This window comes from Acinetobacter sp. MYb10 (assembly GCF_002980175.2).
GTDB lineage: Bacteria > Pseudomonadota > Gammaproteobacteria > Pseudomonadales > Moraxellaceae > Acinetobacter > Acinetobacter guillouiae.
Window position 1 is genome coordinate 1,103,194 of record NZ_CP058272.1, and the last position, 13,002, is coordinate 1,116,195.

15 protein-coding genes are annotated in these 13,002 nt (G+C 37.4%); 10 read left to right on the forward strand and 5 right to left on the reverse strand.

The annotated features are described in order from the left end of the window. Positions 1-63 precede the first annotated feature (63 nt). A complete protein-coding gene (surE, locus tag CQZ96_RS05305) occupies positions 64-849 on the reverse strand; it encodes a 5'/3'-nucleotidase SurE (protein ID WP_105712936.1) in 786 nt (261 codons plus the stop codon). Between the two features lie 116 nt (positions 850-965). On the opposite strand from surE, the gene CQZ96_RS05310 reads away from it, so the two are divergent. The 4 genes from CQZ96_RS05310 to CQZ96_RS05325 all read left to right on the forward strand — a co-directional run bounded on the left by CQZ96_RS05310 (position 966) and on the right by CQZ96_RS05325 (position 3,856). Then, positions 966-1,331 carry an MCR_0457 family protein gene (locus CQZ96_RS05310; RefSeq protein ID WP_004721272.1) on the forward strand — a complete coding sequence of 122 codons (366 nt, stop codon included), beginning with the start codon at positions 966-968 and terminating at the stop codon, positions 1,329-1,331. Positions 1,332-1,515: 184 nt separating this feature from the next. After that, positions 1,516-1,890 (forward strand): MCR_0457 family protein, encoded by a 375-nt coding sequence (locus tag CQZ96_RS05315; RefSeq protein WP_004721274.1) that lies wholly within the window; start codon positions 1,516-1,518, stop codon positions 1,888-1,890. Positions 1,891-2,031: 141 nt separating this feature from the next. Then, positions 2,032-3,180, forward strand: coding sequence for a D-alanyl-D-alanine carboxypeptidase PBP5/6 (gene dacC / locus CQZ96_RS05320; RefSeq protein WP_105712937.1), 1,149 nt, complete (start codon positions 2,032-2,034; stop codon positions 3,178-3,180). Positions 3,181-3,313: 133 nt separating this feature from the next. Further along, positions 3,314-3,856, forward strand: a complete 543-nt coding sequence (locus tag CQZ96_RS05325) for a gamma carbonic anhydrase family protein (protein WP_004721277.1) — start codon at positions 3,314-3,316, stop codon at positions 3,854-3,856. 121 nt (positions 3,857-3,977) lie between these two features. Here CQZ96_RS05325 and CQZ96_RS05330 read toward each other — a convergent pair whose 3' ends face one another. Next, positions 3,978-4,460 carry a hypothetical protein gene (locus tag CQZ96_RS05330; RefSeq protein ID WP_004721281.1) on the reverse strand — a complete coding sequence of 161 codons (483 nt, stop codon included), beginning with the start codon at positions 4,458-4,460 and terminating at the stop codon, positions 3,978-3,980. Positions 4,461-4,473: 13 nt separating this feature from the next. After that, positions 4,474-5,520, reverse strand: coding sequence for a linear amide C-N hydrolase (locus tag CQZ96_RS05335; protein ID WP_004721283.1), 1,047 nt, complete (start codon positions 5,518-5,520; stop codon positions 4,474-4,476). A 733-nt stretch (positions 5,521-6,253) separates the two neighbouring features. On the opposite strand from CQZ96_RS05335, the gene CQZ96_RS05340 reads away from it, so the two are divergent. The 5 genes from CQZ96_RS05340 (at position 6,254) to CQZ96_RS05360 (ending at position 10,830) form a co-directional block, all read left to right on the forward strand. Further along, complete coding sequence (locus tag CQZ96_RS05340; protein ID WP_056512437.1) at positions 6,254-6,739, forward strand: NUDIX hydrolase; 486 nt, start codon at positions 6,254-6,256, stop codon at positions 6,737-6,739. A gap of 4 nt (positions 6,740-6,743) precedes the next feature. Beyond that, positions 6,744-7,880, forward strand: a complete 1,137-nt coding sequence (gene mnmA / locus CQZ96_RS05345; RefSeq protein ID WP_034613669.1) for a tRNA 2-thiouridine(34) synthase MnmA — start codon at positions 6,744-6,746, stop codon at positions 7,878-7,880. Between the two features lie 30 nt (positions 7,881-7,910). Beyond that, positions 7,911-8,642, forward strand: a complete 732-nt coding sequence (gene hflD, locus CQZ96_RS05350; RefSeq protein WP_004721292.1) for a high frequency lysogenization protein HflD — start codon at positions 7,911-7,913, stop codon at positions 8,640-8,642. A 56-nt stretch (positions 8,643-8,698) separates the two neighbouring features. Next, on the forward strand, positions 8,699-10,087 hold the full coding sequence (purB, locus tag CQZ96_RS05355; protein ID WP_105712938.1) for an adenylosuccinate lyase: 1,389 nt from the start codon (positions 8,699-8,701) through the stop codon (positions 10,085-10,087). A 101-nt stretch (positions 10,088-10,188) separates the two neighbouring features. Then, on the forward strand, positions 10,189-10,830 hold the full coding sequence (locus CQZ96_RS05360; protein ID WP_105712939.1) for a DUF2238 domain-containing protein: 642 nt from the start codon (positions 10,189-10,191) through the stop codon (positions 10,828-10,830). 68 nt (positions 10,831-10,898) lie between these two features. On the opposite strand, the gene CQZ96_RS05365 is transcribed toward CQZ96_RS05360, so the two are convergent. Then, positions 10,899-11,273: a winged helix-turn-helix transcriptional regulator gene (locus CQZ96_RS05365; RefSeq protein WP_004721299.1), complete on the reverse strand. Its 375-nt coding sequence runs from the start codon at positions 11,271-11,273 to the stop codon at positions 10,899-10,901. Positions 11,274-11,399: 126 nt separating this feature from the next. Here CQZ96_RS05365 and CQZ96_RS05370 point away from each other — a divergent pair, with 126 nt between their 5' ends. Continuing rightward, positions 11,400-12,251, forward strand: coding sequence for an SDR family oxidoreductase (locus CQZ96_RS05370; RefSeq protein WP_105712940.1), 852 nt, complete (start codon positions 11,400-11,402; stop codon positions 12,249-12,251). Between the two features lie 60 nt (positions 12,252-12,311). On the opposite strand, the gene CQZ96_RS05375 is transcribed toward CQZ96_RS05370, so the two are convergent. Further along, on the reverse strand, positions 12,312-12,992 hold the full coding sequence (locus CQZ96_RS05375) for a hypothetical protein (protein ID WP_105712941.1): 681 nt from the start codon (positions 12,990-12,992) through the stop codon (positions 12,312-12,314). Between the last annotated feature and the right edge of the window lie 10 nt (positions 12,993-13,002).

A 13,002-nucleotide genomic window follows, 5' to 3' on the forward strand; every position in this document is an offset into this window, starting at 1 on the left:
AAGATTAGCAAAATACACACGTATTTCACTGTTTAACAGTGCTTTTTCACAAAGTTATAACACTCATACATCAAAATGACTATGTGAGAGTTGTGATTGTAGTGTTTCAAGAATTGTGTAATTGGTTGCATCCATCTGAATTGGGGTAATACTGACGCAACCATTGGCAATGGCAAAAAAGTCACATTGCAGGTTTTGTGCGTTTTTTTGGGGATCTGTCACCGCTTCACCCGCCAAACCAATCCAATAGACTTGACGACCACGCGGGTCAACCTGACTGGTCATTGGTTTTGATTGTATACGACGACCCTGATACGTAATTTGAGCCCCTAAAATTTCTGCGACATCTGGAATATTGATATTTAAGATATGTCGTGGAGGCAGCTCGGGTAAGCCCTTAGCAATAAAGTTGTAAACCCAGTTTGCGGCTTGCGCATAATCTTCAGGGTGGTCATAGGAACGTACATTACTGCCTGCCAATGAAACTGCGATTGCAGGCTGTTTCATCAACCGTCCTTCAAATGCCGCCCCTACGGTTCCAGAATAAAGGACATCGTCACCTAAATTTGCACCACTATTGATTCCACTGACAACTAAATCAAACTCAAAATCAAATAAACCATTCATTGACAAATAAACACAATCAGCAGGTGTGCCGTTTACTGCCCACATATCTGGTGCAACTTGAATCGGTCGAAGTGGTCGATCTAAGGTTAATGCACTTGAAAAACCACTGCGCTCACTTTCTGGCGCAACAATAACAACTCGACCTAATGGTCGTAATGCTTTTGCTAAAGCTTGAATACCTGGTGCAAAAACACCATCATCATTGGCAACTAAAATATTCACTAAAAAGTTCTCTGACTAAAAAATATTAAATGACTGCCGAGTAATTTAATTCAAATTTATTGAACAATTATATATAGTTACTTACTCAATTTTAAATCTAATTTGTGACTATAAAGATGATTACACGTTCTCTTACTCGTACTATTTCTATCGCACTCATCACACTTTGCGCACAATCTGCATTTTCAGAAACATTAACTTCACAAGAATCTGATCGAATTGTGAAAGAAGATATTGCCGCAACACAGGTGCTTGCCGAAGTTTGTCCAGCGTTAATTGGAAACAACCCTGCATTTCAAACTAAAATCGGAAGTTTAACCCAAACCTTATTAAAGGATTTGTCTAAACCTACAACATTGACTCAACTTCAACAAGATCCAGAATACCAAACCGTACTCAAAGAAGCACAAACCAGTGCCAAAGAAGTTGATCAAGCTGAACACAAAGCAGTATGTGCAGATGTACTTGAACTTCCACACTAACATAAGATAAAAAACCTCCCCCCCCCAATGCGATGTTAAAAACCCTTTTTTGACATCTTTTGCATTGTTCAGTTTGCGAAAATTTCAAATAAATCTACAACATCGATACACTTTCTCTATATTTTTCACAGTTTTTACGTTTAATCTATGCAGGTTCTCAAATTAAAAATTGATTAGGTTATTTATGCGTATGACTTTAAAAATGCTTACATTAAGCCTTGTTTCAGCAAGTGGTTTGTTTATGACCCATGCTTTTGCCGCATCTGACAAAATCGAAGTCACACAGCAACAAGTATCTAAAGAAGAATTGGCTGCAATTTATGTATTGTCGGATATCTGCCCGAGTCTAATTAAAACAGATGCTGCGTTTAATAAAGGTTTTGATCACTTGCTTAAAGACTATATGCCTAATGACAAAGATCCTAAAGCAACCTTAAAATCACTTGCCAAGCAAAAAGATTTCCAAAGAGCATTAAAAGAAGCAAAAAGTGATGCTAAAAAAGCGGGTGATACTGAAAACACAGCAATTTGTAATGACATTAGTAACTATCAGTCATAACGATTTCTGCAATTTATTCAACAAATATTGAATTAGTTACAATAAGTAAGAAATAAGCCGACTTTCCTTATAGAAGTCGGCTTTGCTTTGCCCTAAAATGCTAGCCTGTTTGTGCTCATATAACGATTGGAACGACCTAGAATGACTCGAAAAAGCGCCATTGCTGCATTATTACTTTTACCTTCATTTTCTTATGCAGCAACCGTCTTAACAACTCCGCCAGAATTAAATAATAAATCGTATGTCTTAATGGACTATGAGACAGGTCAAATTCTTGCATCGAAGAATGAAAATGAAAAATTAGCTCCTGCTTCGATGACGAAAATGATGACGAGTTACATCATTGAGCAAAAACTTCTTAAAGGCGAACTGACCGAAAATGAAAAAGTTCGCATGAATGAGTCTGCATGGTGTCGTGGTAGCAGTACTGAATCTTGTATGTATGTGCCGTTAAATGGTACTGCAACAGTTTTAGAAATGTTACGAGGCATTATTATCCAGTCGGGTAATGATGCATCTAAAGCAATGGCTGAACATATTTCAGGTAATGAAGGTTCATTTGCCTATGCAATGAACCAAGAAGCCAAACGTGTGGGCATGGTCAATACACACTTTATCAATGCAACAGGTATGCCTGCTGAAGGTCATTACTCCACTGCAAAAGATATGGCGGTACTTGCTAAACATATCATTCATGACAGTTCAAAATATTATCCTATTTATTCTGAAAAAGAATTTACCTTCAACGGGATTAAACAAGGTAACCGTAATGCCTTGCTTTATACTGACCCAAGTGTTGATGGCTTAAAAACAGGTCATACAGAGGAAGCTGGTTATTGCTTAACCACATCTTCAAAACGCGGTCCAATGCGTTTGATTTCAGTGATTTTTGGTGCACCGTCTATGAATGAACGTGCGAGCCAAACACGCTCATTGTTATCTTGGGGTTATTCAAACTTTGAAACGGTCAGCGTTCAACCTGCAAATCAAGTGCTTGCTAAAGCAAAAGTTTATTTTGGTAAAGAAAATGATGTACAAATTGGTTTAGCTGAAAACTTCAATGTGACCATGCCTAAAGGTCAAGCCAATGCAATCAAAACACAAGTCACTGTTCAACCCAACTTAAATGCACCATTAAAACAAGGTCAAGTCGTTGGTAAATTAACAGCAACCTTAGATGGTAAAGTGATTGCTGAAAAACCATTAGTGGCTTTAAAAGCTGTAGAAGAAGCAGGCTTCTTCTCTCGCTTAATCGACCATATCAAAATGTTCTTTAGCAACTTGTTCTAAGTTATTCGCTTAAACCTAATATTGAATCTATTAGACTAAAGCACAGGCATCCTGATCACAGATTTGGATGCCTTTTTAATTTATACTCGGTAAAAATACACTGGTTAAATTTGCTTTTGACATGGAAGCCAACATGAAAAAAAATATTCGTTCGTATTTAAGTCATCATCCTAAAATTGATTCAACTTGTTATATTGACGATCTCTCCGTTGTGATCGGTGAAGTAACTTTGGCGGAGAATGTATCTGTTTGGCCTTTTGCAGTGATTCGTGCTGATGTCAATCACATCAAAATTGGTCGTTATTCTAATGTACAAGACCATTGCATGTTACATGTCAGTCATAAAAATGATGCTAAACCCAATGGCTCACCTTTAGTGATTGGGGAAGATGTGACCATTGGACATCATGTCACCTTACATGGTTGTACCATTGGCAACCGTGTTTTAGTGGGAATTAATACCATTGTTCTAGATGATGTAGTGATTGAAGATGATGTCATGATTGGTGCGGGCTCACTGGTTCCACCGCGTAAGCGCTTAGAAAGTGGTTACCTCTATGTGGGAAGCCCAGTACAAAAGGTTCGACCTTTAACTGATAAAGAAAAGGAATTTTTGCCTTATTCCGCAAGACACTATGTCAAAGTAGCAAATCAATATTTAGAAGCGAATGATTAGGGATACAACAAACATATAAACATCTTTTAAAGCATATTGATTATTTGAATTAAGTGGTTCAAGTCGACTTCGTTCCACTGAAGCACAGTGGAATGAAGCCTATATTTTTTAGATCAAATTTCTATTTTGAAACATTGTAGTATTTGGTTAATTCTTCAAATACTGGTGCTTTGACATTATCTTTTAAGATATATCGAGTAATCACACCTTGATCTGTATGTATTTCCATAAAGATATTTTGAGAACTTTTAAAGTCCCCCATAAGATTGACTGGAATAAGCACACTGTTGCGAGAGCGATTTGCCTTAAAAGCAAAATCAATTTCAGTTGGTCCAATCACATTAAATGAGTGACTTTTTGCGCCATCACTAAATACAACTTTTTCAATATTATATTTTGTATAGGCACTATTTAAGCTAAGTTTCACTTTTAAAAAATCTTTATGTGTCTCATTCCACACTACGGTGACGATTGGACAAAGCTCATTTGGCTGACAAATTAATAATCCCTGCGTACCTAAATTTGAAGTAGCGTCATTAGGATTTGAAGCACACCCAGTAATTAGTAATACACTGAAAGGTATACATAATAATTTCTTTATCATACTTTTTTAAATCCTATTGTATGCCCAAAAATTGAAATGGTGGAGCGACCTTAAAAGAAGAATTAGCCTTACCTGCATAAACTTTTGCTTGATCAGCACCCAACTCAAGCTTTCTGGTTTGGCCATCTTTAAAATCAATCTCTTTTAAGTCTACCCAAAAAACATTTGGTGATACAGCAGATTCAAAAAAATAAAGTCCTCGCTTATGATCTACCACTGTACGCCAACGTGTAGAGGAGATATTTGGCTCTTCTTCTGTATTGAGTCCAAACGGAACAGATGTGTTACGTATCACGCTAAATACACTTGCTAAAGAATATTCAGGAGTCGCATCTTTAGGAATCGCATTTATATAAAAAGATGCTCTTGCAAACCGATCTGCAGCTCGATTGGTCCCAGGTAACATCGTTGTTCCGCCAATTTGTTTCCAATATGTATTTAACGCCAATTGCTGATCAAAGGTTGGAGAGTTTGTCATCACTTGATATTGTCGATTATGATGGATGACCTGCTTACCACCAATGTATTCAATAATAGCACTGTCACCCGTTGCATCTGAAATTGATAAATGCAGAGTCGCTAGTCTTTTTTCACCTGGCACTTGATCTGTCACTATCATAAACGGCTCTTGTGCTAAAGCCTGAATTGCTTCATCTACTGTTGCATAGTTATCTAAAACATACTGCGCCCAAAGTGAGATACTTAATGGCGGTTTTTTATTGTTTTTAACATTTGGATATTCAGACTCAACCAGCCAAAGTAAATTTGCAGCCAAACCCTTTTCATTTACACCATCTGTTGTTGAAATATCATAACCTGTTGCGACAACACTGCCATATTTAGATGTCCATTGAATCGATTTTGGCCCAGCCATACCACTGCGTTTTACATTATTGGGCAATATCCACAAGTTTGTTCCAACATCACTTTTCCAATCCATAGAACGTGCTGTCATCACATCATTATTGCCTAAATAAACAACCCGCGTACATGCCGTCGCCAGCTCAGCCGCAACCAAAAGCCCTGCTGCAAACAATACCTTTTTTATTGCCTTTTTCATGATTATACTCACTTATAAAATTACTAAAGTTAGACTTATTTTTGACTCAATATAAGCATATATTTCCAATAAAATATGCTTAAACTATATTTATCAAAAAAGTTTATTTCCACTCTATTTGTGATTACACATCTTTAAACGATAGATCCATGAACTAATTAATTTTGGATAACCATACCTATTCAACGAAGCATCCAATAAAACCAAATTGAATAAACTCACTATTAACAGGAAAAATAAATAATTGTTAAGTTTAATAAAATTTTATATATGCGTATTTTTTATCATATGTTTAAATCATAGTAAATGCCTTATTCGGGTATTTATTGTACAAAAATAAATTAAATGTCATTCACCATAAAACCAATAACTTTGAAATATTTACTTATGAGTTGCTACCTCTATCTATTGGTCATTACTGATAAGAATTAAAATAAAAAAAAATTACTTCATAAATTGATGTCACATTTAATTGCATTTAGATATCAAGATATAAGAATATTTTTATTAAACTTTTTACATGAAGTATCACCAAAAAAACCATGAGATAAATCTTTCCTTTATAAAATAAGCAAATTAAAATTTAAAAAAATAAACAAAACTCGACCATGAGGTATTTTTAAACAGGCTATAGATATAAATCCTTTTAGGGTGATCAAAGAAAACCCTTATGAACATAGCCACCACGCGCTAAATTTTGTAGAATAATACTTTATCTCCCTTGGTGCTGGTCATGACCGCTTGGACACCCCACGTTACTGTTGCGACAGTTGTAGAAAAAGATGGAAAATTTCTTTTTGTAGAAGAATATACTGAAGGTGTAAGCCATACTGTGTTCAATCAACCCGCTGGGCATGTTGAATCTGATGAAACCATTATTCAAGCTGCGTTACGTGAAACCATGGAAGAGACAGGATATGCAGTAGAAATCAATTCATTACTGGGAATCTATACCTATACCCCACCCATGTTTCCAGACCGTACCTATTTTAGATTTTGCTTTTTAGCCCATGTAACTGAATACTTTCCAGACGCGCAACTTGATACAGATATCATTGGTCCGCAATGGATGACGCTTGAAGAACTGCTTGAATCTGCTCGCGCAAGAAGCCCTTTGGTCATTAAAGCTGTACAAGACGCACTTTCTGGGCAAAAATACCCGCTTTCGCTCATCTATGAGCACCAAAACTCTCCTTTAATTTCAAATTTGGATGCCTAATCCTATGCAACAACGTGTCATCGTCGGTATGTCGGGTGGTGTAGATTCATCTGTTTCTGCTGCACTTTTACTTCAACAAGGATATCAAGTTGAAGGGCTTTTCATGAAAAACTGGGAAGAAGATGATGGCACGGAATATTGTACCGCAATGGATGACCTTGCTGACGCACAAGCTGTGTGTGACAAAATTGGGATCAAACTCCATACTGCAAATTTTGCAATGGAATATTGGGATCGCGTTTTTGAACATTTCTTAGCAGAATATGCCGCTGGGCGTACGCCAAACCCAGATATTCTGTGTAATAAAGAAATTAAATTCCGTGCATTCTTAGATCATGCTGTCAATTTAGGCGCTGATTTTATTGCAACTGGACATTATTGTCGTCGTGGTGAAACAACCACCAATTCAAAAGGCGATCAATATGCGCCTTTATTACGTGGTGTAGACAACAACAAAGATCAAACTTATTTTCTTCACGCAGTTCATGGTCGTGAAATCAATAAGACCTTGTTCCCTGTTGGTGAGATTGAAAAACCACAAGTACGTAAAATTGCTGAAGAGCTTGGTTTGGCTACTGCCAAGAAAAAAGATTCAACGGGGATTTGCTTTATTGGTGAACGCCGTTTTAATGACTTCTTAAAACAATATTTACCGGCTCAACCTGGGAAAATTGTCTTAGATACAGGAAAAGAGGTTGGTGATCATCACGGCTTAATGTACTATACGCTCGGTCAGCGTGGTGGTATTGGTTTAGGTGGACTCAAAGGTGCAGAAGAAGGTGCTTGGTTTGTTCTACATAAAGACATCGAAGGTAATCGTCTTGTGGTTGGACAAGGTCATGAACATCCACTGATGCAGAGTACCATTTTATGGTCTGAAACAATTGACTGGGTTGCGGGTGAACAAGCGATTCCAGACACAGGTTTCCGATGCACGGCAAAAACTCGTTACCGTCAGCCTGATCAAGCATGTACAATTTATAAAGATGCAAACACGCCAAATGGTGTTCGTGTCGAATTTGATGAAGCACAGCGTGCCGTAACGCCGGGACAAAGTGTTGTTTTCTATGTCGATGAAGTCTGTTTAGGTGGAGGTGTGATTCATCATACCAATGCACCAAAACCAGATTTTATTGAGTAATGATTAAAAATTATTTAAAGGAATTTAGGCATGGTTGAGTTGCCCTTTCAACAGCCTCAAACTTTGAATCAACGCCAAAACCGAGCTTTGGCGTTAGCAGCTGTGTTTCAAGCAACGCAGCTAACCCATATGACTGCAATGTCAGGACGTCAAAGTATTGGTGAAAGCGGTAATTTTTATTTTGAACAGCTCATCAAAGCCAGTCTCAATATTCGTGCCACTGCCAATTCGTCTGGTCAAACTTTAGACTTCTTCAATCAATTGGCAGACATCTCCTTAGGTTTAAAAGCTTTAGAAAGTAGTATTACGCAACCTTTCTCGACATCACCGAAATCTAGAATTCCTAAAATTGCCAATGCAAAACTGCCAATGACTTATGCCATGTCATTATTGGCCTTGGAAAAAAAAGTTTATAGCAATCCAAAGTTTGTTGAAATTATTGAACAATCTCAACAAAAAATATTAAAACAGCTGTCTTTTTTTGATAATAACTATTTACATCCAAGTATCATTGCCAATTTAGCACAAACCTATGTCGACACTGCTGGTCAAATTAACCCTCGAATTCTAGTCCGTGGTAATGCAGAAGCCTTTAAAGACTCTGCACATACCAATCGTATCCGTGCCAGTTTATTCACAGGCTTACAAATGGCTCACCTATGGCGTCAATTAGGTGGTAGTTCATGGAATATGATCTTTAGCAAACGTAAACTTCTTCAAGATATTCAAGATCTTGCTCGATTACAATATCAGGTTGTTTAATTTGATACTGTTCGAGTTACGCCATTCGCTCTAATTCCAAAATTTAAGGAATCTTTATGAACGCTTTAACCGCACTTTCTCCACTAGACGGACGCTATGCAAGCAAATGTGATGCATTACGCCCTTACCTCTCTGAGTTTGGTTTAATCCATGCTCGTGTGACTGTTGAAGTGCGATGGTTACAAGCGCTTGCAAATCGTCCTGAAATCACAGAAGTTCCAGCTTTTTCTACTGCAACCAATACAGCTTTAGATGCCATTGTTACTCAATTTTCGGAAGATGATGCTAACCGTATTAAAGAAATTGAACGCACCACTAACCATGATGTAAAAGCGGTTGAATATTTCTTAAAAGAAAAAATTGCACATATTGATGAGCTTAAAAATGCAGGCGAATTTATTCACTTTGCTTGTACTTCAGAAGACATCAACAACCTTTCTCACGCTTTGATGTTGAAAAATGGTCGCGAAGTGTTAGTTGTTGCTATGCAACAAATTGTTGATTCTATTGTGGCTTTAGCTGAAACACATGCAGAACAACCAATGCTATCACGTACCCATGGTCAAACTGCGAGCCCAACCACTTTGGGTAAAGAAATGGCCAACGTTGCATATCGTTTAGCGCGTCAAATCAAACAATTTAAACAAGTTGAATTATTGGGCAAAATTAATGGTGCGGTAGGTAACTACAACGCGCACTACTCTGCTTATCCAGAAATCAACTGGCCTGCTCACTCACAAGCATTTGTTGAATCACTCGGTTTAACCTTCAACCCTTATACAACTCAAATCGAACCACACGATTACATCGCTGAATTGTTCGATGCTTTACGTCGTTTTAACACAATTTTAATCGACTTTAACCGTGACGTTTGGGGCTATATCTCTTTAGGCTTCTTTAAACAACGTCTAAAAGAAGGTGAAGTAGGTTCTTCTACAATGCCTCACAAAGTCAATCCAATTGATTTTGAAAACTCTGAAGGTAACTTGGGCATTGCCAATGCAGTATTAGCCCACTTAGGCGAAAAATTACCAATTTCTCGTTGGCAGCGTGATCTTACCGACTCGACTGTATTACGTAACATGGGTGTTGGCTTGGCACAAAGTTTAATTGCTTTTGAAGCATGTTCAAAAGGTATTGGTAAACTTGAGCTTAATGCAGCACGTATTCTTGAAGACCTTGATCATGCTCAAGAAGTATTGGCTGAACCAATCCAAACTGTAATGCGCCGTTATGCAGTTGAAAAACCATATGAAAAATTAAAAGCATTGACTCGCGGTCAAGCGATGACACGTGACATGATGGTTGATTTTGTCAATGGCACTGAACTTGAAGCCGTACCTGCTGCTGATCGTGCACGTTTGGCTGAAATGAGCCCTGCGACTTACACGGGTAATGCTGCGGATCAAGCCAAACAAATTAAAGATTTGATTGCTAAAATCTAAGCTTTTAATCTTCTAAAAGACCTGAAAATGCGAAGCCAATGCTTCGCATTTTTTTGCTTTTTGATTACAATGCGCAGTAATAATTTTTAGAAAATACCATAATGATTTATCATGCCTTAACAAAAAAACATTGGCTTGTTCTTGCTATTCTTGCAATCGCAATCATTCTTGCCAGTATCAATCCTTTAGAATATCCATCCTACATGCTGCATCAGATTGGCACCTTGCTCATGCTGATTACCCTGTTTTTCTGTCTAAAGAAAATAGGGCTGACATTTTCATCATTTTTATTGTATATCCTCTTCTTGGTGATTCATGTCATTGCAGCACATTATCTTTATTCTTATGTGCCTTATAATGATTGGTCAATCAAATACTTACATTTTGATCTCAATCAAGCAATGGGTTGGACACGTAACATGTTTGACCGCTTTGTACACTTGTTCTATGGTTTATTCCTTTACCCATTTTTCTACCGAATTTTCCAAGTCTGGTTACCAAGCTTAAAGCCTAAAACCTTATTTTTATTGGTCATTCAATTTGTTATGGCAACCAGTTTATTTTATGAATGGATTGAATGGTGGATTGCCATTGGCCTATCTCCAGAAGAAGCTGAAAACTACAATGGGCAACAAGGTGATATATGGGATGCACATAAGGATATGTTCTTAGCCACCATTGGTGCAGTCATGACAGGACTAGTCTCTTTAAAAGCTGCGACAAAAGGGAATCATCCTCAATAATACGGACTTTCCTCTCAATATACTCACTCAGCGATCAAGTTCTTGGTGAGTATAGAATCCACTGAGTTTTACTTTTGCAATCTTTGTTTATTCTCTAAGATATCGGGCAAACTGCGCTCGATCCAACCAATCAAATAGTTTAATTTTTCAGCCGCTTGTGCACCTAAAATCGTCAATTGATACTCTACTTTCGGTGGTACTTCAGGGTAAACCGTTCTCAATATAAAGCCATCTTGCTCAAGCACTTTTAATGTCTGTGCCAGCATTTTTTCGCTGATCCCCTCAATTCGATTGCGCAGTTCACTAAAACGTTGCACACCATCATTTAAACAACGTAAAACCAATACAGACCATTTGCTGGTTAAATGCTCCAATATTTCTCTAGATGGGCACTGACTGGATAAAACTTGACCAATTAAATCACTTGAAGCATAGATGCTCATAAATTCTCTCTACACAGTAATTAGCTTACTTTTAGGTACGTACTTACATATAGTAAGTTTAATGATTATGATAATAACATCAAGTTTAAAAAACATCCAATTTAAATCATATTTAAAGGTGAATTTATGAAAATCGCAATTACAGGTGCAACGGGTCAACTTGGACAATTGGTGATCCAAGCCTTACTTCAACATACTGCTGCTGAAAATATTGTGGCGCTGGTTCGAAATATAGATAAAGCACAGTCGCTCAAACAACAAGGGATTGAACTTCGCCTATTTAACTATGATCAACCTGAAACATTAATACCTGCTTTACACAATGTAGATAAATTACTTTTAATTTCAGCCAATGAAATTGGTCGTCGTACCCCACAACATAAAGCAGTTATAGATGCCGCAGTCGCAGCCAAAGTTGAACACATTGCCTATACCAGCTTACTCAATGCAACAGATAACCCACTCGGTTTAGCGCAAGAACATCGTGAAACAGAAGAACTTATTCTGCAAAGTGGTTTGAAATATACGTTTTTACGCAACAATTGGTATAGCGAAAATTATCTTGGTAACGTTAAGCATACTGCGGAAACAGGAACGCTTTACGGCAGTGCTCAAAATGGAAAAATCAGTTCAGCTTCTCGTTTAGATTATGCTGAAGCTGCGGCCAAAGTCCTTGCTTCCTCAGGACATGAAAATAAAACCTATGAGCTTGCAGGTTCAAATCATTTTACCCTTGCAGATTTAGCCTCTTATATCGCTTTGGCATCAGGTAAAACTGTACAGTATCAAGATATCAGCCCAGAAGATTATACTCAGGCGCTTCTCACAGCAGGATTAGCCCAAGCACTTGTAACGGTTATTGTTGATGCAGATGTACAGACTGTAAATGGTGCAATGTATAGTGAAAGTAAAGACTTGGAACATTTGATTGGTCGTAAAACAACGCATATTCAGGATCAGGTTAAAGCTTTATTTTAGGTATTTTAAAGATGAGCATGGGCTTAAATACAAAATTTAAGCCCATGCTATATTGAGCAATTAAGGGTGAATATTTTTGATAGGGAAATCGATATTCATCTCTAGATCTGCGAGGGACTGCCTTTCTGTGTTGTACATGGTTGCACGGAACACCGCAATTTTTTTCATCGTCATTGGATCATTAATATTCAGTATTGGCTTAAGTTTATGCTTAACATATAAATGAATCACTTCATCAAATTCTAAATAAACGTGTCCATCAAACATAATCTTGATCGGGACTTGATATCGTCGTTTTAACTTAAATGGCACCGAAAGTTTAATCGGAATATCCACTTTTAAAGGAAATTGAGGCAACAGTTTATTTTGATAAACCAAGTCCGTAGTTGTTTCTAATGGCATTAGCGTTTCAATCTGAATATCAGTCTCATAATCAAGCTCAACCTCAATCGGCGTTGTCACAACAAAACTTAAATTAGCCAAATATTTGCCTTTCAAAGGTAAAGCCAACTCACGGTCAATCGTCAACTCAGTATCTAAAGCGCCTTGTGCATGTGTTTGTAAATAATTCCCCACATGGATTTTTGTCGGTAAAGATTCCGACAATTGAATTTGTGCGCTTTGTGCAGAAACCTGCATTGAGGCATGAATATTCAAATATAACCAAACGCACAGCGCAATGAGCAACACGACGCTGATAAAAGTGAACAACAAATTTCGTATAGATTTAAAGATCCACATTTCCATACCA

Bases quoted from the DNA above. Each gene is read 5' to 3' on its own strand.
- CQZ96_RS05310 (WP_004721272.1), top strand. From the start codon at position 966: ATGATTACACGTTCTCTTACTCGTACTATTTCTATCGCACTCATCACA.
- CQZ96_RS05315 (WP_004721274.1), top strand. From the start codon at position 1,516: ATGCGTATGACTTTAAAAATGCTTACATTAAGCCTTGTTTCAGCAAGT.
- dacC (WP_105712937.1), top strand. From the start codon at position 2,032: ATGACTCGAAAAAGCGCCATTGCTGCATTATTACTTTTACCTTCATTT.
- CQZ96_RS05325 (WP_004721277.1), top strand. From the start codon at position 3,314: ATGAAAAAAAATATTCGTTCGTATTTAAGTCATCATCCTAAAATTGAT.
- CQZ96_RS05330 (WP_004721281.1), bottom strand. From the start codon at position 4,460: ATGATAAAGAAATTATTATGTATACCTTTCAGTGTATTACTAATTACT.
- CQZ96_RS05335 (WP_004721283.1), bottom strand. From the start codon at position 5,520: ATGAAAAAGGCAATAAAAAAGGTATTGTTTGCAGCAGGGCTTTTGGTT.
- CQZ96_RS05340 (WP_056512437.1), top strand. From the start codon at position 6,254: ATGACCGCTTGGACACCCCACGTTACTGTTGCGACAGTTGTAGAAAAA.
- mnmA (WP_034613669.1), top strand. From the start codon at position 6,744: ATGCAACAACGTGTCATCGTCGGTATGTCGGGTGGTGTAGATTCATCT.
- hflD (WP_004721292.1), top strand. From the start codon at position 7,911: ATGGTTGAGTTGCCCTTTCAACAGCCTCAAACTTTGAATCAACGCCAA.
- purB (WP_105712938.1), top strand. From the start codon at position 8,699: ATGAACGCTTTAACCGCACTTTCTCCACTAGACGGACGCTATGCAAGC.
- CQZ96_RS05360 (WP_105712939.1), top strand. From the start codon at position 10,189: ATGATTTATCATGCCTTAACAAAAAAACATTGGCTTGTTCTTGCTATT.
- CQZ96_RS05365 (WP_004721299.1), bottom strand. From the start codon at position 11,273: ATGAGCATCTATGCTTCAAGTGATTTAATTGGTCAAGTTTTATCCAGT.
- CQZ96_RS05370 (WP_105712940.1), top strand. From the start codon at position 11,400: ATGAAAATCGCAATTACAGGTGCAACGGGTCAACTTGGACAATTGGTG.
- CQZ96_RS05375 (WP_105712941.1), bottom strand. From the start codon at position 12,992: ATGTGGATCTTTAAATCTATACGAAATTTGTTGTTCACTTTTATCAGC.